Source organism: Blautia sp. NSJ-140 (assembly GCF_022868965.1).
Lineage (GTDB): Bacteria > Bacillota > Clostridia > Lachnospirales > Lachnospiraceae > Blautia_A.
Genome location: NZ_JALIFS010000021.1, coordinates 1 through 21,360 on the forward strand (window position 1 = coordinate 1; position 21,360 = coordinate 21,360).

At 45.9% G+C, this 21,360-nt stretch carries 17 protein-coding genes and 1 pseudogene; 6 read left to right on the forward strand and 12 right to left on the reverse strand.

What is annotated here, in order from left to right; all coding sequences use genetic code 11:
• Positions 1–944 precede the first annotated feature (944 nt).
• Entirely contained in the window at positions 945–1,118 is a 174-nt protein-coding gene (locus MUB50_RS16680; RefSeq protein WP_244791744.1) for a hypothetical protein, read from the reverse strand.
• A 147-nt stretch (positions 1,119–1,265) separates the two neighbouring features.
• On the opposite strand from MUB50_RS16680, the gene MUB50_RS16685 reads away from it, so the two are divergent.
• Positions 1,266–1,685: a PPC domain-containing DNA-binding protein gene (locus MUB50_RS16685; protein WP_118516053.1), complete on the forward strand. Its 420-nt coding sequence runs from the start codon at positions 1,266–1,268 to the stop codon at positions 1,683–1,685.
• Between the two features lie 266 nt (positions 1,686–1,951).
• Positions 1,952–3,022, forward strand: coding sequence for an NAD(P)H-dependent flavin oxidoreductase (locus MUB50_RS16690; RefSeq protein WP_244791746.1), 1,071 nt, complete (start codon positions 1,952–1,954; stop codon positions 3,020–3,022).
• A 95-nt stretch (positions 3,023–3,117) separates the two neighbouring features.
• Here the strand turns inward: MUB50_RS16690 and queF are convergent, their stop codons facing one another.
• The 9 genes from queF to MUB50_RS16735 all read right to left on the reverse strand — a co-directional run bounded on the left by queF (position 3,118) and on the right by MUB50_RS16735 (position 12,994).
• Entirely contained in the window at positions 3,118–3,612 is a 495-nt protein-coding gene (queF, locus tag MUB50_RS16695) for a preQ(1) synthase (protein ID WP_015526640.1), read from the reverse strand.
• A gap of 43 nt (positions 3,613–3,655) precedes the next feature.
• Entirely contained in the window at positions 3,656–4,339 is a 684-nt protein-coding gene (queC, locus tag MUB50_RS16700) for a 7-cyano-7-deazaguanine synthase QueC (RefSeq protein ID WP_244791748.1), read from the reverse strand.
• A 51-nt stretch (positions 4,340–4,390) separates the two neighbouring features.
• The gene (gene queE, locus MUB50_RS16705; RefSeq protein ID WP_118516056.1) at positions 4,391–5,059 is read right to left on the reverse strand and encodes a putative 7-carboxy-7-deazaguanine synthase QueE; all 669 of its coding nucleotides are present in this window, start codon (positions 5,057–5,059) and stop codon (positions 4,391–4,393) included.
• Complete coding sequence (gene queD / locus MUB50_RS16710) at positions 5,056–5,505, reverse strand: 6-carboxytetrahydropterin synthase QueD (protein ID WP_118626431.1); 450 nt, start codon at positions 5,503–5,505, stop codon at positions 5,056–5,058. Before queD ends, queE begins: the two co-directional genes overlap by 4 nt.
• A gap of 586 nt (positions 5,506–6,091) precedes the next feature.
• Positions 6,092–7,747, reverse strand: a complete 1,656-nt coding sequence (locus MUB50_RS16715; protein WP_244791750.1) for a YecA family protein — start codon at positions 7,745–7,747, stop codon at positions 6,092–6,094.
• A gap of 122 nt (positions 7,748–7,869) precedes the next feature.
• Positions 7,870–9,393 carry a glycoside hydrolase family 32 protein gene (locus MUB50_RS16720; protein WP_244791751.1) on the reverse strand — a complete coding sequence of 508 codons (1,524 nt, stop codon included), beginning with the start codon at positions 9,391–9,393 and terminating at the stop codon, positions 7,870–7,872.
• 52 nt (positions 9,394–9,445) lie between these two features.
• Positions 9,446–11,077, reverse strand: coding sequence for an ABC transporter substrate-binding protein (locus tag MUB50_RS16725; protein WP_442863190.1), 1,632 nt, complete (start codon positions 11,075–11,077; stop codon positions 9,446–9,448).
• Between the two features lie 70 nt (positions 11,078–11,147).
• On the reverse strand, positions 11,148–12,044 hold the full coding sequence (locus MUB50_RS16730) for a carbohydrate ABC transporter permease (RefSeq protein ID WP_118626435.1): 897 nt from the start codon (positions 12,042–12,044) through the stop codon (positions 11,148–11,150).
• An 11-nt stretch (positions 12,045–12,055) separates the two neighbouring features.
• Positions 12,056–12,994 (reverse strand): ABC transporter permease, encoded by a 939-nt coding sequence (locus MUB50_RS16735; protein WP_015526649.1) that lies wholly within the window; start codon positions 12,992–12,994, stop codon positions 12,056–12,058.
• Positions 12,995–13,291: 297 nt separating this feature from the next.
• On the opposite strand from MUB50_RS16735, the gene MUB50_RS16740 reads away from it, so the two are divergent.
• Together MUB50_RS16740 and MUB50_RS16745 are read left to right on the forward strand one after the other, a co-directional pair.
• Positions 13,292–14,320: a LacI family DNA-binding transcriptional regulator gene (locus MUB50_RS16740; RefSeq protein WP_244791753.1), complete on the forward strand. Its 1,029-nt coding sequence runs from the start codon at positions 13,292–13,294 to the stop codon at positions 14,318–14,320.
• Between the two features lie 36 nt (positions 14,321–14,356).
• Entirely contained in the window at positions 14,357–16,192 is a 1,836-nt protein-coding gene (locus tag MUB50_RS16745; protein ID WP_244791755.1) for an amylosucrase, read from the forward strand.
• A gap of 207 nt (positions 16,193–16,399) precedes the next feature.
• On the opposite strand, the pseudogene MUB50_RS16750 reads toward MUB50_RS16745, so the two are convergent.
• A pseudogene (locus tag MUB50_RS16750) lies at positions 16,400–17,554 on the reverse strand (FprA family A-type flavoprotein); the annotation flags it as partial.
• 239 nt (positions 17,555–17,793) lie between these two features.
• Between MUB50_RS16750 and MUB50_RS16755 the strand changes: the two are divergent.
• On the forward strand, positions 17,794–19,149 hold the full coding sequence (locus MUB50_RS16755; protein WP_244791757.1) for an MATE family efflux transporter: 1,356 nt from the start codon (positions 17,794–17,796) through the stop codon (positions 19,147–19,149).
• A 236-nt stretch (positions 19,150–19,385) separates the two neighbouring features.
• On the forward strand, positions 19,386–20,594 hold the full coding sequence (gene sstT, locus MUB50_RS16760) for a serine/threonine transporter SstT (RefSeq protein ID WP_118626443.1): 1,209 nt from the start codon (positions 19,386–19,388) through the stop codon (positions 20,592–20,594).
• Positions 20,595–20,913: 319 nt separating this feature from the next.
• On the opposite strand, the gene MUB50_RS16765 is transcribed toward sstT, so the two are convergent.
• The coding region (locus tag MUB50_RS16765) for a transposase (RefSeq protein ID WP_244802552.1) at positions 20,914–21,360 on the reverse strand (447 nt) is incomplete at its 5' end.

The window sequence follows — 21,360 nt, forward strand, 5'->3', positions numbered from 1 at the left end:
TTGCGCTACGCCGGTCGCATTTTCAATGCGGTAAGTGCGAGGGAAGGCGATCTCAGAGTTCCGTAGCCCGAACGCCCTCCCTCGCGCTCCCACCCCGTTGGGCACGGAAGGAGTTCTTCGTTGTTGTGTGTGCTGCGTTGTTGACTTTTGTCTGTATGCTACGGTACTCAGAGTGGAACGCTGTGCCGACCTGGTTCCTGTATTCTTCGATATTTATAGTGGTACGTTGTGCCGATCTCGTTTCTGTATTCTTCGATATTTATAGTGATACGCTGGGTCGATCTCGTTTCTGGATTCTTCGATATTTATAGTGATACGCTGGGCCGATCTGGTTTCTGTATTCTTCAATATTTATGGTGATACGCTATGCCGATTTGGTTCCTGTATTCTTCGATATTTATAGTGGTGTGTTGTGCCAATCTCATTTCTGGATTTTTCGGTACTTATAGGAATATTCTGTACCAATCTGGCATTTCAGGACAGGACGCCCAGTCCGCTTCCGTCACCTGTTCTGTTTTTTTCCTGTCGGTTGGAAGTGTCAGCCAGAGGAAGGTGGCATCGGGCCGGGCTGCTGCGGAGGAGGGGTGATTACTACTTGGGCTGCGGGAGACGGCGTTATTGCGGCAGGGGCTGCTGTCTGAGCCGAAGGCGAGTTCTGGCCCTGCCGCAATGCTTTTAGCCGTCTCACGGAGTCCTAGTAGTATCCCCCGACGGAGTCCCTGCCCGGACCGATGCCACCTTCCTCTGGCGTCCCTCTCTCCATCTACCCTCACAAAGCCTCAACAGCATCCACGACTGCATCTAAACCCGGACCGATTCCACCTTCCTCTGGCGTCCCTCGTCCACATCCACCCTACAAAACCTCAACAGCATCCACAACTGCATCCACCCCCGGACCGATACCACCTTCCTCTGACGTCCCTCTCTCCATCCCCCAAAAACTTCTAAAACATCCCCGACTGCATCCACTCCGGACTGATGCCTCCATTCTCTGGCGTCCCTCGTCCACATCCACCCCACAAAAACTCAACAGCATCCACAACTACATCCACTCCCGGATCGATGCCACCTTCCTCTGGCGTCCCTCGTCCACATCCAATACTAAGAACAGACTTCAAAAAAAATCTCCCGCACAGACATGAGACTCCGATATTCTCTTTCTCAGGTCTTCCGAAAAAAAATAAAATATATTATACTTATTGACAAGCGGATAAAAACATCCGCCGCTGTTTATGACAAATATCACACAAAGGGAGGTTTTTATCATGGAATACAGACGTTTTGGAAACACGATCTATCTTCGTCTTGATCCGAAGGAAGAGATCCTGGAAGAGATCGGCAAGGTTGCAGAAAAAGAGAACATCCGCCTTGCACAGGTCACAGGCCTTGGCGCCATCAATGATTTCACTGCAGGCGTATACAACACTGTGACAAAGGAATACCACTCTATCCAGTTCCAGGGAGCTTTTGAGATCGTGTCCCTCACAGGTACTGTCACACGTAAGGACGGTGACGTTTATCTTCACCTTCATATCGCAGCCGGTGACGAAGAAGGCCTTGTACACGGCGGTCATCTGAACCGCGCCATCATAAGCGCTACTGCCGAGATCCAGATCCAGGTGATCGACGGAGAGATCGATCGTGAGTTCAGCGATGAGATCGGTCTGAATCTGTTTAAATTCTGATTTTGCCAGAAGGATTCCTTGATTCGGTTAAATACTGCAATTTGGAAATTTCATTATACAAAGGGTGAGACCACACAGCATAACGCTGTCAGCTCACCCTTTTCTTATTCCCCAAAAGCTATACCGGCAAATCACCCACACCTCCCTGATCCAACCTTCTTACATATACATTGACAAATTCCCCCGTTATGATATACTTTGATGATAAAACTATTTTATACTAAAATTATTTAACGAAAGCAAATGAATGTGAGGATCTGATCATTATGAAGAATTTTAAAATCGGTGATAAACTTACGAGATTTCCCCTGATCCAGGGTGGAATGGGCGTTGGCATCAGCCTTGGCCGTCTGGCAGGCACCGTTGCAAAGGAAGGCGGGATCGGAATCATTTCCACCGCTCAGATCGGCTACCGGGAAAAAGATTTCGACCGGAATACCGAAGAAGCCAACCAGCGGGCTATCCTGTCCGAGATGAAAAAAGCACGCAGGATTTCTCCTGACGGTATCATCGGCTACAACATCATGGTCGCACTGAAGGAGTACGCATCTCATGTAAAAGCCGCTATCCAGGCAGGCGCTGACCTGATCATCTCCGGCGCAGGACTTCCTACAGAGCTCCCTGCTCTTGTCAGCGGAAGCAAAACAAAGATCGCCCCCATCGTCTCAACGGACAAATCTGCAAAGGTCATTCTGAAATACTGGGAAAGAAAGTACAGGCGCACTGCAGACCTTGTGGTGATCGAGGGTCCCCAGGCAGGCGGTCATCTGGGCTTCCACAAGGAAGAGCTGGATTCCTATACACCGGAAGCCTACGACAATGAAATCCGAAAGATCGTCCAGACCGTAAAAGGCTATGCCGCAAAATTCGGCACGGAAATCCCAGTAGTAGCTGCCGGCGGCATCGCTACTCACGAGGATGTAAAGCATGTCTTTGATCTTGGTGTGGACGGCGTTCAGGTTGCCACCCGTTTTATCCCAACGGAAGAATGTGACGCAGACATCCGGCTGAAAGAATCCCTGATCCACACCACAAAGGACGACATCGCCATTGTAAAAAGCCCGGTAGGTATGCCAGGTCGTGCCATTATGAATCCCTTCATGCAGCACGTCATGGCCGGTGAAAAAATCCCGCACAGTCCCTGCCACCGTTGCCTTGCCAAATGTTCTCCCGGCGAGATTCCTTACTGCATTACTGACAAGCTGATCGCCGCCGTAAAGGGTGACGTGGAAAACGGTCTGCTGTTCTGCGGAGCAAAGGCTTATATGGCAGATAAGATCGAAACCGTGCACGATGTGATCGCTGATCTGTTTGGCACAGAGCCAGAATGCATCTGACTGTCATAAAGATAAACCTGCGCTGTCAGGCGCACTACACAAAAAGCCCCTGCTTTCATTGCTTTTCGCAGTGAAAACAGGGACTTTTTGTTTTTCTACCGGTTATCGATCTTTTCCGGGTACATGTCATGCTCTGTCAGGCGTTTCCAGGCAATCTCCTCCCATCTGGTTCCGGCTTTTCCGTAATTGCAGTAGGGATCAATGGAAATGCCGCCTCTCGGAGTAAATTTTCCCCAGACCTCAATGTATTTCGGATCCATAAGACGGATCAGATCCTTCATAATGATGTTCACACAATCCTCATGAAAATCTCCGTGATTGCGGAAGCTGAAAAGATACAGCTTCAGCGATTTGCTCTCCACCATTTTTTCACCGGGTACGTAGGATATCGTGATCGTTGCAAAATCCGGCTGTCCGGTAATGGGACAAAGGCTTGTAAATTCCGGGCAGTTAAATTTTACAAAGTAATCGTTGTCCGGGTGCTTGTTCAAAAATGTTTCCAGTACCTCCGGAGCATAATTGTCCGGATATTTTACTTTCTGATTTCCGAGAAGGGTGATTCCTTCTTTTTCCAGGTTTTCTCTGCTCATATTTTTTTCCTTTCTATGGTCAGGCGGATATTTATAATCCAATCTATCTGTCAAGTGCCGGGTCCTTCACTCCATTGAGACGAAATGCCTCTGCTCTGTCAATACAGGTTCCGCACACACCGCAGGGCTTTTCGTCGCCTTCGTAACAGCTCCAGGTCAGTTCATAAGGAACATTAAGCTCCAGACCGGTTTTTACGACCTCTGCCTTTGTGCAGCTGACAAAGGGCGCCTCAACCTTCAGCTGGCCGCCGCTTCCCTGATAGATTGCCTCGTTGATCGCATTGTGAAATGCACTGCTGCAGTCCGGATACGCATTTCCGGCAGCATCATCCGCATGCGCTCCGTAATAGATCACACTGCAGTTTTTTGACAGCGCAATACTTGCTGCCGAGGAAAGAAACAATCCGTTCCGGAACGGCACATAGGTTGAAACCGGTGAGCCGTCGGTTTCCTTCAGCTGCTCTGCATAGCTTTCGTGAGGGATTTCTCTGTCTGAATGCTTCAGAAGCGAGCAGTCACTGTACCGGAAGATCGGCTCCAGATCCAGATAAAGATGTTCCACTCCGTAATATTCTGCTGTTTTTCCGGCAGCCTCAATTTCTTTTGTGTGCTTCTGTCCGTAAGCTACTGTTAATGCAATTACATTCTCTTTTCCATATTTGTTTACGGCAAGCCCCAGGCAGGTGGTGGAATCCACACCGCCGCTTGCAAGTACAAGTGCTTTCATATCGTTCTCCCTTTCTGCGGTATTTCTGTTATGTTGTGATATATTTTCCTGTCATACTCCCCGTTTCTGCGGATCCCAGATCACCTTATGAAGCTGGATCTGAAGCTTTACATCGTTGAGCTTTTTTTCCATAAGGAAATCCACGATCTCCACCGGCTGGATCCTGCCGAAAACAGGGCTGAAGTAAACTGCCGTTTTTCCGACCAGTCTGTACTTTTCCAGGATTTCCAGGGCTTTTTCCATATCTCTGCGGCTGCTGACCACAAATTTCAGCGTATCCTCACTGCCCAGAAGCTCCAGATTGGAAAGGAGCATCTCTTTTTCCATGCCGCTGTCCGGTGTTTTATAATCCATGGTAAAGGATGGACGTTTTTTTAATATATGATAAGGCTTCAGATCCACACTTCCATTGGTTTCAATCTCCACACGCTGCGATGGATCCTCCAGGATTGCCTCGATCAGCTCCTCCATGCCTTTCCGTAAAAGTGGTTCCCCGCCTGTAAGTGTCACATTTTTCACGCCTGTCTCACGGATCCAGGAAAGAATCTCTTCTTTTGTCAGCCTTTCACTCTCACATCCCGGCTCATTTGCCCAGCTGGTATCACAATAGCTGCATCGAAGATTGCAGCCTTTAAATCTTACAAAAGCGGCCAGCTCCCCGGCCCGTCTGCCTTCTCCGTTGATACTGACAAATTTCTCTACAACCTGATACGTACTCATAACCCTGCTGCCTCCCTTTCTTCTTCCGATTCCCGGTAAGCCGCACAGTTATTTGGTGTTTCGTAAACAACTGCTCTTTTCACAGAATAACCTTTTTCTTTCATTTTTCTGAAAAAATACTCTGAAAAATTCTCTGCTGTAGGGCGAAAGGGAACCTTCACCAGATGAAATCCTTCTTCGTTCAGTGCTTCCAGGGTTTTTGGACGTAATGTATTTTCTTCATAGATCAGCGTGTGATCCATGGAATCTGCCAGCTCCTTCAGATCCTTTTTCAGATCTCCGAAATCTACCAGCATACCGCGCTCCTGACCGTTTTTCTCCAGTTCACGACTTTCTATCTCAATCTCCACATGCCAGCGATGGCCATGGATGTTGGAACACTTCCCGGTGTAACCGGACAAAAAATGTGCGGAATCGAAATCTGCTTCTGTTTTTAACTGATACATAAATTTTTCCTCCTTCTGGATCTTTCACACCACCCGGATATTTCCATAAATAAGAAAGAATCCTGCTTGCAGGATTCCCGGCCGTGATTCTTCTGTGATCTGCATGTCAGGCGGATATTCGCGATCCGCATTCGCTGCGCAGTTTTAAACCGAATAACTGCTTGATTCGGTTAAAGTAAAAAAAGGCAGACCCACCACGAGTCTGCCCTGATTCTCACATCTTCTTCAGCCCTGGTTTTATTTATAGACAGGATGGTACAAACGAACTGTCTTATATTTAATTTGTATGGTATTTCCGGAGATACTGCATCAAACGATAAATCGGACCAGTACAGCGTTTCGTAAATAACTATACCAATCGCGTAGGATGTGGATTCGAGTGTGCAGGTATAAAAACGCAGGCGTAGCGGGCTACGCCGAGGCTTTTATACCTGTGCAATCGGATTCACAGACAAGTGAGTGGTATAGTTACTTCGAAAACGCTGTACTAGATCATCCGCGTTCGCTGCTCACTCATGAGCGCAGTCGCTCCGCAACGATCTATGGGAACTTTCAGCTCCGGAATTACGGTAAATTTCCTGCGGGATTATCTTCTTCCGCAGCACTTCTTATATTTCTTACCGCTTCCGCACGGACACGGATCGTTCGGATAGATTTTTCTTGCAGATGCCGGCTGCATCGGCATTGCTGTCGGCACAAAGCTGTTCGGCATTGCAGTGTGCGGCTTGCCTGTGGCAAACGGCCATACTGCTCCTGAGATCTCATTCGGTGTGTAACCGCGGAATTCCAGCATTCTTGTGTTATTGTTTGCCTCCATGATCAGCTTTGTAAATTTCTCAAGCTGCTCATCGTTAAACTGGATCCCCTTCTGGTTCAGGTTTTCCATGATCGCTGACATTCTGCCATCCATGGAGCATTCTTTGTAAATAAAGAACAGCACCTGATCCTTCACCGCATCAGAAACCTTCATCTCGTCCAGCAGGAATCTGCCCAATCTCTGGTAAGAAGCTGATTTTGTCGGATAACCGTTTTCGGAATAATCCAGGATCTCATCTACGGACGGAATATAGAATTTCCGTCCACCCTGACGTCTCTCGATATCCTTGTAGATGTTATTGACCAGTGCGGATTTCAGGATCAGCTGATCCTCCGCAAGCTCACAGATGCAGGCCTTCTCCGGAATGGTATGATACAGCTCGATGAACCTGTCATATCCGATGTCAAAGCCTTTTCTCTGCTTAAACATCTCATATACTGTCTTCGCCGGTGCAGATACATACAGATAGCTTACCATGACAAGACAATCCTTCAGCCAGTTTACCTGACTGCGAAGTGTCCGGAATTCCGGTGTGTTGATCTGGTCGTAAACAGCTGCAACCTCTGCCGGAACTTCTGCGTAATCATCGCTGTAGGAAACAAGGTAGCCCATATCGTTCAGCCATTCCAAAGTACTCCACTCATGCTCTGCAACATGGAAGCATTTTCTCTGAATAGCTGCCTCAAAAGCCAGTACTTCCTGATCGTCTGCTACGAGGAAGCTTGCTTTCATAACTTCCGGTTTAAGAACCTCTGCGGCAACCTTTGCGGCGATCTCTTCCTGTTCCATTCCCTTGCAGTGAAGTCCAAGCTCACCTGCAATGCTGAGAAGGTCTTCTTTACGATAGGACATGAGGAAATCTTTTACTGTAGGATTTCTTCTGCTGCCTGTGGCTGCCTCATCTGCTTTTGCAGCTCTGGCAGCTGCCTCTACTGCTGCTACTGTTGCAGCAATGTCCTCAGATGCTTTGACTGTTTCCGCCTCTGTCTCAACTGCTGCAGTGCATTCCAGCTCCGGTGCCTCTGTCCAGTACGGATCATCCTCACCCTTTACTTCTTTTACAATAGAAGGAGCTTCTGCTGTTCCCTCGTCTTTCTTCTCAATGTCAACTCTGTATTCCGGGGCTTCCTTATCCGCACCATACTGACGGAAAGTAAACCATTTCTCGGAATCCATAAGCTCTGCAGTCTCTGTCTCGCCTGCATTTAATAATGTGAAATTATTCTTTGCTTCTCCGTCACCATTCTCACGGATCTGTACTTTTTTCTGAAAAAATTCAATCTCATATAGGCTGCCTGACGGATACTGAACCAGTTTTTCAAGCATGGCTGCCATATTTGCAAATGTAACGTCAGCCGCAACAGTACAACGTCTCCATACCGGCGGTTTCGTTCCTTTTCTTGTGATTTTTAACTGATAAAACATTCCTGTGTTCCTCTCCTGTAAATATATGCCGGATCAGGAGACATACACAGCTCCTGACCCGGCGTAAGCAACTTCCCCTATGTTATACAAAAACAGGGAAATTGTCAATATTTGAGAGGCTTCTACAACACAATATCATATTTCTCAACCTGGATCACAGCATTTCCGTCACTGTGAAACAGGATCTCATCTGCTTCCACTGGTGTTGGGATCACGGTAGTCGCAGTTTTGCTTCCATCATTGATAAAAAGCTCTATGGAGTTTCTATCCAGGATAAAACGAAGCTTCAGATTTTGTCTGCCATCTGTGATCTGGAGCTTTCTTGTACATACAACATCACGCTGCACCCCGCTCCAGGTTCTGTCGATCTCCAGTATCTGTCTTTTTCGATCATAGGTAAAGACCGTTGTATATTCTTCATTGCGTGCAAGCTCGATCTGGAACTCATTGTACACACCTAATGCTTCCTGATCTGGATTTCCGGAGTTCCTGCTTCCATCCACGATACCATCTGCGTTCTGCAGTTCCACGATCAGATCGATCATTCGGCCACGGACGCCTTCAAGGCTTAAGCTCTCACCCACATTTACATTCTCATAACAGCAACGGTTTTTCCGATAATTCTCAATTTCCCGGACCGGCTTCTGCCAGATCTTTCCGTCACGATATTCCAGTTCTCTCGGAAGCGTCATCATTCCCTGCCATCTCTGCTTCTCCTTGATCACACAGCTATCCCAGGATTTCATCCAAGCGATCATCACTCTCCGGCCATCTGGAAGCAAAGTAGTCTGCGGTGCATAAAAATCAAGTCCATAATCCAGACTAACCGGTTTCTCTTCCCGGAATACATGTTTCTCAGGATCATAGGATCCAACAAAATACACGGCATTATGTCCATTGTGGAATTCATAGCCCCGGGCACGCATATGCTGCGGAGAACAGATCAGCACATGTTTATCCCCGAGCGGAAAGAAATCGGGGCATTCCCACATAACACCGATTTCTCCTGTGGAGTTCTCCGCAAGAATTGTTTCAAATTTCCATTCTTTCAGATCTTTACTGGAAAACAGAACTACCTGTCCAGGAATTTCTTCGCTGCGGCATCCTACGAGCATATGGTATGTTCCGTTATCTTCCCATATCTTCGGATCACGGAAATCAACTCTGCTACATTTCTCCGGAAGCATATCCCCGGTGACTATCGGATTTTTCTCTGCCTTTACATAATCTTTTCCGTCACCCCAGGCAAGGCACTGATTCTGCCGGACTTCTTCTTTTCCATCAGGCAGCTTTTCTGTTGTAACTCCTGTGTAGATCAAAGCCTGTTTTCCATCCGCTTCAATAGCACTTCCGGAAAAGCATCCCTCTCGATCATATTCCTGATCCGGTGCAAGCGCTGTAGGAAGCTGCTCCCATCTGATCATATCCTCCGTCACACTGTGGCCCCAGTGCATAGGGCCCCAGTCACGGCTGTAAGGATGATACTGGTAAAAAAGATGTACCTTTCCTTTAAAAACAGAAAATCCATTGGGATCATTGATCCAGCCAACCGGTGCAGATACATGAAAGGCCGGTTTCTCTTCCTGCGGGATATTTTTTGCTTCCTCTATTTCATAAAGACGTGCTTTTTCAAGTTTTTCACTCATACTCTGCTCTCTCTTTCTTTTTTATGTTTCTGACCGGTATCTTTTTCTGTTTTTATTTCTCTGTCTCACTAAGAGACTTCTGATACTGGTCAAAATATTTCTGTTTGATTGCCAGATAATCAGACAGTCCATACTGCTCCATCTTTTTCAGATAGGAATCCCATTCTTTATCGATGCCGCCATTCAGGATCCAGTCTGCTTTTTTCTGTTCCGCATACTTCTTGATATCTGTGTCGTACTGAGATACCTTATTGGTATCATCAATACTCATAAATACATTCGGATACACATATTTACTGTTCATATCCTTAAGATATGTTTCGTGCATATTGTCGAGACGCCATTTTGCATCTGCCGGCTCTGTTACATATACATCGTAATAATCATTAAGTATTGCCAACGGTCCGTTTACAGACTGTGCTTCACGAACCTCTACCGGAGATGCATCTCCCAGATCCATGTGTTTCAGCATCTGACCACCTTCTGCATTCTCGGACATCTCAAAGATATTAAATGAATCTTTTTCTCCGTAAGTACCCCAGTTATTCTGCGGAGACTGGATCGGTGCATACATCTGATCGATCCAGGCTGCTGCCAGTGCCGTATTCCGACAGCTTGTAGTCAGAACGCAGCGTCCTCTGTCAAAGCCACTGGTTTCACTGTTATTCTGTCTTGTGATATTTACAAGGCCATCCGGACCGGCCAGCGCCGGGAGCATTACATAATCTTCATTGTTATCAATATTTGCAATATCCCAGGTAAAACACAGACCATATCTGTGGTTCTTACCTTTTGCAACATAAGTTGACCATTCCTGGGTAAAAGCCTCCGGATCCACCAGATTTTCTTCTACCAGCTGATGAAGCCACTGGATGCCTTCTTTATAACCTTCCTGTACAGTTGTATAAATAACAGTTCCATCATCTTTCACTGCAAAATGATCACCGGTGTCACCATATCCTTCTCCAAATCCGTTGAGCAGAATTGCCGGATCCTGATCACCGTTATTGATAATAAAGGACATTGGGATCACATCACCCTCAATATCAAATTCTTGTTCCAGTTTATCTGCATTATCACGAAAAGCGATCAGAACCTGTTCCAGTTCCTCAGTTGTATTCGGAACCTCCAGCTTCAGATAATCCAGCCATTTTTTATTAATGTAGGGAATATCTCCAATTGCCTGAATAGCCTCTTTTCCCTCACCAAGCTGTTCGATCCATGGAAAAGAATAAATATGTCCGTCCGGTGCTGTACACATTGTTCTGTATTCCGGGTATTTTTCAAATACAGCCTGAAGATTCGGCATGTATTTATCAATGAGATTTTCTACCGGAATAATGATTCCCTGTTTGGCATAACGAAGAAGATCATAATCACTCATCCCTGCGTTAAAGAGTCCATCCGGAAGATTTCCGAACTGTGCCAGCGCCAGATTTTTTTTGTCATCAAACTGATCCGATACAAAACAGGTCCAGTCAATGTGAACATTAGTCTGCTTTTCCAGTCTTTTAAAAATCGTTCTTTCATTAGGTTCCTGTGTAGATGTTGCAGGTGCACTGGTAATAAAAGACAGCTCTGCTTTTTCTTTCAGAGGAAAGGACACATCCTCCACCGGGATATCCGGATCTGTTTCTGCTTTCATGTGTTCTTTTCCGTTTCCACATCCGGCACTGCATACCATTATAATTGCAGAAAGCCCGATTGCCAATAATGCCTTCATTCTTTTTTTCATCATTATCAACCTCCTGTCATCAGCCTTTTACAGAACCAACCATAATGCCCTGGTCAAAATATTTCTGGAAGAATGGATACATGATCAGAAGCGGTAAACTTGATACAATGATCGTAGCATATTTCAGAAGTTCCGCTACCTTTGCCATCTGTGCAGTACTCTGGATATCTGCGATCATTCCGGGCTGCGGTGTATTCTGTACAAGGATGGAACGAAGTACCAGCTGCAATGGCTGCAGTTTCGCATCATTCAAATAAATCATAGCGTCAAAATAACTGTTCCACATTCCTACAAAGGACCACAGTGCAAGTACTGCGATGATCGGTTTGCATACCGGCATCATAATCTTGAAAAAATGCTCAATTTCCGTGGCACCGTCAATGGCAGATGCCTCTCTGAGTTCCTTGGGGATAGACTGATAATAGGTTCTGGCAAGGATCATGTTCCAGACATTAAACGCACCCGGAAGCAGGATTGCCCAGATTGTATTTACCAGATGCAGCTGATTGATCAGGATAAAAGTCGGGATCATTCCTCCACCGAAAAACATAGTGATGAGAAAAATAACATTGAAGAAATTTCTTCCCACAAATTCTTTCTTGGACATGGGATATGCTGCCAGCAGAGTTACCAGAACTGAAATAATGGTAAACACCAGGGAATAAAAAAATGAGTTTGCAAAGCCTCTCCAGATCATATTATTTTCAAGAACTCTGCGGTACGCATCGATCGTCCACTTCCGCACATCAAGGCTGATCCCCTGGCTGTTCAGCACATTCGGATCCATAAAAGATGCGATCACAACATATAAAAGCGGAACCAGAATGGAAAGTACAAATGCACCCAGAAGTACGTATCCGATTCCTAAAATGGCTTTGTCAGATGCCGAATATTTCTTTTTCTTTGCTTTTGCCATAACAGCACCTCCTATAATCCCTCTCCGTCATTCAGTTTCTTGACTACCCAGTTTACAAAGATCAAAAGAATTACATTGATCACTGAATTAAACAGCCCCACTGCTGTAGAATATCCATAGTCTCCATTCAGAAGACCGATTCTGTATACATAAGTAGAAAGAATCTCAGATGCAGGGAGGTTCATATCTGTCTGCAGTGCATATGCTTTTTCAAAACCAATACTCATAATATTTCCGGCCTGAAGAATAAACTGGATCACAATGATGTTTTTAATAGCCGGAAGCTGTACATACCAGATCTGCTGCAGGATATTTGCTCCATCCACCACTGCTGCCTCTTCCAGATCCTTACTTGCATTGGCAAGTGCTGCTGTATACATAATGGACGCCCATCCGGCTGTCTGCCATATTCCGCTGGCTATGTAGATCGTACGGAACGCCGCCGGCATGGTCATCCAGTTGGCATCAGAACCGATCAGTTTATTCAGCGGACCTACCGGTGAAAGAAACATACGAACCATACCACAGAGTACGATAACTGAAATAAAATTCGGCGCATAGATCAGAAGCTGAATTTTTTTCCTGATCCCGGCTCTCCGGATCTGATTCAGAAGAAGTGCCAGGATGATCGGAATCGGAAATCCCCACAGCAGTCCGTAAATACTCAGTTTCAGAGTGTTCACAAGATAATTCATAAAATCCGGTGATGCCAGAAATCTCCGGAAGTATTCCAGTCCTACCCATTTGCTTCCAAATACACCATCAATGACATTGTAGTCCTCAAAAGCGATCAGTACGCCACCCATGGGCACGTATTTGAAGATGATCGTCAGAAGAAGTGCAGGCAGCAGAAAAAACACATACAGCTGCCAGTTCTTTTTCACATACTGAAGCTTTTCTGCGGCAGTTCTTTTTCCTGCCGGAACAGCTTTCGCAGAACCTTTTTTCATTCTCTTTTCCTCCCTTTTTTGTTCTTTCGTCCTTGTTTAGTAACCGGTAAAGTAACCGGTTACTTTATAATTTGATACTACTATATGCCATAGCTTCTGTCAACCTTTTTTGTTAATTTATTCAAAAAAAGTAACCGGTAACTTAACTGGTTATTTTTTTATTGCTATTTAACGTCTGTATTGTTATACTTAATTATATCAATCCAATCATCCTGTACGGTCTGCAGATTTCTCTTATATGATTGCATCTGCATTCCGTATCATAACTTTCTGCTGTTAAAAGGAGAATATTTTTTTATGGCTAAAAAACAGGTAACATTTGCCGATATTGCAGAATACACGGGTTTTTCCAAGACCACGATCTCGAGATATTTCAATCATCCGAATTCTCTGACTCTGGAAAATCAGGAAAAGATCGCAAAAGCCCTTGATGAGCTCGGCTACAGAAAAAACAAGCTTGCCAGGGTTCTTGCCAATGGGAAAAGCGAATTTGTAGGGATCATTGTCCCGAACCTTTATCTTCATTATTATTCCGAAATGCTGACACAGCTTCTTCGAAGTTACTCCGATTATCATTACAAATTTCTGGTTTTTGTCAGTGATGGCGGCCCGGAGAAAGAAATGCAGTATCTGGACGAGTTGATGGCTTATAAGATTGAAGGACTTATTGTTCTCAGCCATACTCTTTCCTCTGAAAAACTGGCTTCCTATAATATTCCTGTGATCGCCATTGAACGTGAAGCAGAACATATATGCAGCGTTACAACAGACAATTACATGGGCGGCATGCAGGCTACTTCTCTGCTGATACGCAATCAGTGTGATGTACTGATCCATATCAATGTCCATGTACCTGAGAATATTCCGGCTTATGACCGTATCCGTGCCTTTGAGGAAACATGCCGGGAATATCATGTTCCTTATGAACTGAACCTTAATGTTTCCGGTGATTCCTATCAGGAGCTTTTTGAACAGATGCGTGTGATCTTTCAGGATATTGACAGTAAATATTCCGGTCAGAAAAAAGGCATATTTTTATCCAATGATACTTACGCAAATATATTTCTCAATCTGATCTTCCAGAAATACAACTGTCTGCCGGATGAATATCAGATCATCGGATTCGATAATTCGCCCATTGCTGCGGAGTCCATCATCCCGATCACTACTATCGGACAGCAGATTGATGTGATCGCACAGACTACCATGGAACTGCTTGTGGAACAGATGAACGAAATGAAAAAAAGAAAACCGGCACCGCTTCAAAAACCGATTCACAAAAAGATCACTCCTGTTCTGATACGACGACAGACAACAGGAGAGTGAAAATACTTACATAAATATCTATTCAGGGAGGAAATCATGAAAAAAGATCAGGAAATTTTTCAGGAACGCTTAAACCATCATCACGACGAGCTTCGATGGCTGTACACAGAGCTTTATCACAATGACGATATGTTTGCAGAGCTCTGCGACCAGATGTACCAGTATTTTACAGCACGCCGCCGCGCTCTCAAAAACCGCGATCTCGAAAGAGAAAAAAATCCGGACTGGTTCCGCCAGAAGGATATGCTGGGCATGATGCTCTATATTGACAATTTTGCCGGCAACATCAAGGGAGTTTCTGACAAGCTTCCATATCTTAAGGAATGCAACGTGAACTGTCTGCATCTGATGCCGTTCCTGGATACCCCGAAGGGCCGCTCCGACGGTGGTTACGCAGTAGCCGACTTCCGCAAAGTCCGCCCGGACCTTGGTACCATGAAGGATCTGGCTGCCCTTGCAGATAAATGCCACAAAAACGGAATGAATCTGTGTATGGATTTTGTTATGAACCACACTTCCGAGGATCATGAGTGGGCCAGAAAAGCACGCCAGGGTGACGGCGAATATATGAGCCGTTATTTCTTCTACAACAACCGTGAGATCCCGGACGAGTACGAAAAGACCGTACCACAGGTATTCCCAACCACTGCTCCGGGGAACTTTACCTGGCTTCCGGATATCGGTCACTATGTCATGACTACCTTTTATCCGTACCAGTGGGATCTGAACTACGGCAATCCCCGTGTTTTCAATGAGATGATGTACAACTTCCTCTTCCTTGCAAATCAGGGAATGGATGTGATTCGTATCGATGCGGTTCCGTATATCTGGAAGGAACTGGGAACTCCCTGCCGTAACCTGAAGCAGGTACATACGATCGTTCGTATGATGCGTATGATCGCCGAGATCGTCTGCCCAAGTGTTGTACTTCTGGGTGAGGTTGTTATGGAGCCGGAGAAGGTTGTTCCTTATTTCGGAACCGTAGAGAAGCCGGAATGCCATATGCTTTACAATGTAACAACCATGGCTACAACCTGGAACAGCATTGCCACCCGTGATATCCGCCTTCTGAAAAAACAGATGGATATTGTAAACAGCCTTCCGAAGCAGTACACCTTCCTGAATTATCTCCGCTGTCATGACGATATCGGCTGGGGACTTGATTTCGCCACCCTGAAAGAATGGGGCATGGATGAGCCCTCCCATAAGCGTTACCTGAATGATTTCTTTACAGGAAAGCATCCGGGAAGCGACAGCCGCGGAGAGCTCTATAATGATGACCCTGTAACTCAGGATGCCCGTTTCTGCGGAACTACTGCTTCCATGTGCGGGATCGAGGCTGCCCTTTTTGAAAAAGATGACGAGAAGCTGAAAAGGGGTATCCGTGAGGATCTGATGCTTCACGCATATATGCTTACCCAGTCCGGGATCCCGATGCTTTACAGCTCCGATGAAATCGGACGTCTCAATGATTATTCCTATAAAGAGGATCCTGATAAGGCAGCAGATTCCCGCTATATCCACCGTGGTGCTTTCCAGTGGGAGCTTGCCGGAAAAAGAAAATCCAAAGCCTCCGTTGAGGGACAGATCTTCCAGACTCTGGACCGCATGGAACAGATCCGCAGCCAGGAATCTGTTTTTGATAAGGACTGTGACGTGTATACATACGATGTTCATGATGACAGCATTCTCTGCATCCTCCGCCAGAAAGGAAACGAACGTTTCATCGGAATCTTCAACTTCAGTGACAGCGAAAAAACTGCCTGGATGCAGGAGGAAGGAACCTTCCGCGATCTTATCACTGACCAGACACTGGAGCTTAAGGACGTGGAGCTTCCGGCTTATGGATTTATGTGGTGTAAGAGGATATAATGGTCTTGTGGCAATTTCCAGAATCATGAAATCACTGACTTACCTTTAATTTGCTATTCATGTAAATAAAAAAGACGTGGCCTTATGGATCGATATGTTTCGTTCATTAACAACTCAGTAAATGAACGAACCTGTCAATCCGGGTCCACGCCTTTTTATTATGTAATATCTTTATTTTTTATAAGCTGTTCTGACATTCAGAAATTACTTGCAGAGCTCCTCTGCCATTGCATCGATCTCTGCCACATTCTCATCGCTGAGGGAGGACATGATCTTTACATTGTTCTCAAGCCATGTGATATTTTTGCTCTTCTCGAACATTCCTTTCATGACTTTGGCTGCAGTCGGTGCCCAGCTTCCGTTCTCAATGAGGCCGATGGTTCGGTTCTGGTAATTACGCTCTGTCAGGTTCTCGATGAATGTACGCATAAACGGGAAGGCTTCTCCGTTGTATGTAATGCTGGCCAGTACCAGCTTGCCGTAGCGGAAAGCGTCTTCCACTGCCTCTGCCATGTCTTCTCTTGCAAGATCGCAGACAACAACCTTCGGGCAGCCCTTTTCTTCCAGCTTCTGTGCAAGAAGCTCTGCTGCTTTCTTTGTATGTCCGTATACAGATGTGTAGGCGATCATTACGCCTTCGCTCTCTACTTTATAAGAAGACCAGATATCATATTTCTCCAGATAATGTCCAAGATTTTCGGTAAGGATCGGTCCGTGAAGCGGGCAGATGGTCTGGATATCAAGAGTTGCTGCTGCCTTGAGAAGCTTCTGTACCTGCGGACCGTATTTTCCGACGATTCCGATATAGTAGCGACGTGCTTCGCGGTCCCAGTCCTCTTCTACATCGAGAGCTCCGAATTTGCCGAAGCCATCAGCAGAAAACAGCACCTTGTCTGTGCTGTCATATGTAACCATGACCTCCGGCCAGTGAACCATCGGTGCAAATACGAAGGTAAGGACATGTTTTCCAAGTGTCAGGGTGTCACCGTTGGCTACCACCAGCTTCTTTCCCTCCAGGTTCATTCCACGGAAGAAATTCTCCATCATGGTAAAGGTCTTTGTGTTGGCAACAACAGTTGTATCCGGGTATGCTTTCATGAAATTCTCAATATTTGCTGCATGGTCCGGCTCCATATGCTGAACTACAAGATAATCCGGTTTCGCACCATCCAGAACTTCTGCAACTTTTCCCAGCCACTCTTCTGTGAAGCCGGCATCTACAGTGTCCATAACTGCGATCTTCTCATCTTTGATCACATAGGAGTTGTAGGACATTCCATTTGGTACTACATACTGTCCCTCGAACAGGTCTACCTGATGATCGTTTACGCCTACATAATAAATATCATTTCCGATTTTCATTGTATTGGTTTCCTCCTTAGTCTGCTGTATTTTATTTTTCCAATATTTCTGAAAATACTTTCTTATTGCTCTCATTTATTATATCATTGTTCGTACTGAAATCAATGTAGAATCTATAAATAAAAACAAACTTCTGCGCCTGATGAAAGAGCCATTTTCCCCTCTTTACAAACCTATTTCAACATAGTATTGTATACCTTGGATGAAGGATTTTTTTATAATTTTTTATGAGGTAAACTATGTGTGAAAATGAAAAAAAGAAAACGCATTCCATTGAGATGACCTCCGGCTCTCTCTGGAAAAATCTCCTCCTTTTCAGCCTTCCCCTGATGGGGTCACAGGTATTGGAGGTTCTTTTTAACTTAAGTGATGTTGCGGTTGTGGGGCGATTTGCAGATTATATGGCACTTGGAGCTGTCGGTTCCACAACTCTGCTGGTCACTTTATTTACCGGAATCCTGATCGGCATGGGCGCCGGAGTCAATGTTCGTGTAGCACACGAGCTTGGTGCCGAAAACAGAAAAGGTACCGAAGAAACGATCCATACATCTCTTCTTCTCTGTGCCATTGCAGGACTTCTGGTCTGTGTCGTCTGTCTTCTGTTTTCCGGCCAGATGCTGTCCATGATGAATACGAAACCGGAGCTGATGGACCAGGCTGTTTTATATATGAAGATTTATGCTCTGGGTATGCCGGCCATGGCTGTATACAATTTCGGTAACGGCGTATTAAGTGCCCGCGGCGATACGAAGCGACCACTGATCTATCTTTCCATTGCCGGAGTGATCAACGTTCTTCTGAACCTGTTTTTCGTTATCGTCTGTCATATGGCCGCTGCAGGTGTGGCAACTGCCAGTGCGATCGCCCTGTATATATCCGCTGCTCTGGTAATGATCCACCTCCTCCGGAGAAAAGATGAATGCAGGGTATCCCTGCGTAAGCTCCGTCTTCACCCGAAGGCCTGTAAAGCAGTACTGCTTCTTGGCATTCCCACAGGTTTGCAGAACGGAATTTTTGCTATTGCAAATCTGTTCGTACAGGCCGGCGTCAACTCCTTCGATGCAGTCACAGTTTCCGGAAATGCTGCCGCTGCAAATGCAGACTCCCTGATCTACAACGTCATGTTCGCCTTCTATACTGCATGCGCAAGCTTCATCGGTCAGAACTGGGGTGCCGGAAATAAAAAACGTATGCTGAAGACTTATGGGATCAGCCTTACATATGCCTTCATCGCAGGCGCGATCCTTGGTGGACTGCTTCTTGTTTTCGGTCCGCAGTTTTTGTCACTGTTTGCCACAGAACCGGCCGTCATTGATGCCGGCATGGAAAGGATCCGGATCATGGGCTTCAGCTATGCCTTCAGCTGTTTTATGGATTGCAGCATCGCCGCTTCCCGTGGCATCGGAAAAAGTATCCCACCGACCATCATCATTATTCTGGGATCCTGTGTATTCCGTGTCATCTGGTTCTATACGGTGTTCGCACACTTCCAGACCATTTCTTCGCTTTATCTCCTGTATATTTTCTCATGGGGAATTACAGGCTTTGCGGAGGTTCTCTTCTTTGCTGTAAGCTTCCGGAAAATCCGGGCCTGAAACTTCAAATATATAGCGCCAGACGAAGCATTGATCTGGCGCTTTTTTTATATCTTTTTCGTGTTTTATGTACATTTGTCTTTACAAGGCGGACATGATTGTATATAATTATCCTGTTGTGCTTTTACATGATGCAGTAGTAGCAGTTTAGAACGATCAGCCCTTTACACCGGATCGTTGCTTTGCGGCTCAGCATTTTTCAGCACACCCACACAATAGGAAAGAGGAAACTAGTTATGAAAAACCTGATTCAAAAATGGAACAGCATCAACCTGATCAAGCGTATCATCTGCGGTCTGATCGTTGGTATCATTCTCGGACTTGCGATTCCCAAGGCATCTGTGATCTCCATTCTCGGTGATCTGTTCGTCGGTGCTCTCCGTGGAATTGCTCCGCTTCTGGTGTTCTTCCTGGTAATGAGCTCTCTGTGCCACATGGGAAAAGGCCAGAAAACAAACATGAAACTTGTTGTTGTACTTTATCTTCTGGGAAATGTACTCTCAGCACTGGCAGCTGTGATCTCCAGCCGCCTGTTCCCGATCATGCTGACTTTTTCCGAAAATACAAATACTTCCGACGTCACTCCGCCAAGCGGTGTTGCAGAGGTCCTCAAAAACCTTCTGATGAACATTGTTTCCAACCCGGTTGACGCACTTGTCAACGCCAACTATATCGGTATCCTTGCATGGGCCATCATCTTCGGTATCGCACTGAAGGCCGCAAGCGAAACTACCAAGACTGTCATCGAAAACATTTCCGATGCAACCTCCACGGCCGTAAGATGGATCATCAGCCTTGCTCCATTTGGTATCATGGGCCTGATCTTCACAACCATCTCCGAGCAGGGACTTGGCGTACTGTTAAGCTATGGCCGTCTGATCTGTGTACTGGTGGGAACCATGCTCTTTGTTGCACTGGTGATCAACCCGATCGTTACTTTCATCTGCACACGCCAGAATCCGTATCCGCTGGTTCTGCGCTGCCTGAAGGACAGTGGTATCACAGCCTTCTTCACAAGAAGCTCTGCCGCCAACATTCCGGTAAACATGGAGCTGTGCAAGGATCTCGGACTTGATGAGGATACCTACTCCATCTCCATCCCTCTTGGTGCGACCATCAACATGGGTGGTGCAGCGATCACTATTTCCATCATGGCTCTGGCTGCTGCACATACACTTGGTATCAGCGTAGACTTCCCGACCGCTCTGATCCTCTGCATCCTGGCTGCTGCAAGTGCGGCTGGTGCTTCCGGTGTTGCCGGCGGTTCTCTTCTTCTGATCCCGATGGCCTGCAGCCTTTTCGGAATCCCCAATGATGTTGCCATGCAGGTAGTTGGTGTCGGTTTCATCGTAGGTGTGATCCAGGATTCCTGTGAGACAGCACTGAACTCTTCCACAGACGTACTTTATACAGCATGCGCCTGCAGGATCAGAAAGAATAAATGATCACACTTATAAACCGTCAGGCGGATATCCATGATCCGCATCTGAGTCAGGCAGATATTCGTAATTGAAGCAGGGGACTCCCTTGATTCGGTTAAAAAGAGCAGATCTTCCGTATTTGGAAAATCTGCTTCTTTTTTGGCTTAACCCTCAGTTCCTGCAATATCTGCCCCATTTGACACTCCCCACAGCTAAAGCAGGGGGATTCTTGCTTCTCCCACTACTACATTGGCAAACACCTTACGGTACTGCAATGTCTTACACAGTGTCCACAAGCTATATTTATACTGTTCCCGTATGCCCTACGGTACAGTTTTTATCTTTATGCAGACTGCATCTGCAGTCCTTTTTTCAGAATATTGATACTTGCATTCGTATCCCGGTCATGAACCGCATGGCATTTGGGACACTCCCAGATACGAATGCCCAGATTTTTTATCCGTGGATCTCTGTAGCCACAACAGCTACAGGTCTGACTGCTCGGATACATCGTTGGTACTCTGTGAATTTCATTTCCATACCAGCCAGCTTTATATTCCAGCATTTCAAAAAATTTTGCCCAGGAAACACTCGCTATCGATCTTGACAGTTTATGATTCCGGATCATCCCCTTAACATTCAGATCTTCAATACAGATGGTTTGGTTTTCGCGCACCAGCATCGTTGACTGTTTCTGCAGGAAATCATTCCGCTGATTGGTTACTTTCTCATACACTCTTGCCACCCTGATCCGCTGCTTCTCGCGGTTATGGGAATCTTTTTGTTTTCG

Coding starts and splice junctions, on each gene's coding strand:
- MUB50_RS16685 (WP_118516053.1), top strand. CDS start 1,266: ATGGAATACAGACGTTTTGGAAACACGATCTATCTTCGTCTTGATCCG.
- MUB50_RS16690 (WP_244791746.1), top strand. CDS start 1,952: ATGAAGAATTTTAAAATCGGTGATAAACTTACGAGATTTCCCCTGATC.
- queF (WP_015526640.1), bottom strand. CDS start 3,612: ATGAGCAGAGAAAACCTGGAAAAAGAAGGAATCACCCTTCTCGGAAAT.
- queC (WP_244791748.1), bottom strand. CDS start 4,339: ATGAAAGCACTTGTACTTGCAAGCGGCGGTGTGGATTCCACCACCTGC.
- queE (WP_118516056.1), bottom strand. CDS start 5,059: ATGAGTACGTATCAGGTTGTAGAGAAATTTGTCAGTATCAACGGAGAA.
- queD (WP_118626431.1), bottom strand. CDS start 5,505: ATGTATCAGTTAAAAACAGAAGCAGATTTCGATTCCGCACATTTTTTG.
- MUB50_RS16715 (WP_244791750.1), bottom strand. CDS start 7,747: ATGTTTTATCAGTTAAAAATCACAAGAAAAGGAACGAAACCGCCGGTA.
- MUB50_RS16720 (WP_244791751.1), bottom strand. CDS start 9,393: ATGAGTGAAAAACTTGAAAAAGCACGTCTTTATGAAATAGAGGAAGCA.
- MUB50_RS16725 (WP_442863190.1), bottom strand. CDS start 11,077: ATGGTATGCAGTGCCGGATGTGGAAACGGAAAAGAACACATGAAAGCA.
- MUB50_RS16730 (WP_118626435.1), bottom strand. CDS start 12,044: ATGGCAAAAGCAAAGAAAAAGAAATATTCGGCATCTGACAAAGCCATT.
- MUB50_RS16735 (WP_015526649.1), bottom strand. CDS start 12,994: ATGAAAAAAGGTTCTGCGAAAGCTGTTCCGGCAGGAAAAAGAACTGCC.
- MUB50_RS16740 (WP_244791753.1), top strand. CDS start 13,292: ATGGCTAAAAAACAGGTAACATTTGCCGATATTGCAGAATACACGGGT.
- MUB50_RS16745 (WP_244791755.1), top strand. CDS start 14,357: ATGAAAAAAGATCAGGAAATTTTTCAGGAACGCTTAAACCATCATCAC.
- MUB50_RS16755 (WP_244791757.1), top strand. CDS start 17,794: ATGTGTGAAAATGAAAAAAAGAAAACGCATTCCATTGAGATGACCTCC.
- sstT (WP_118626443.1), top strand. CDS start 19,386: ATGAAAAACCTGATTCAAAAATGGAACAGCATCAACCTGATCAAGCGT.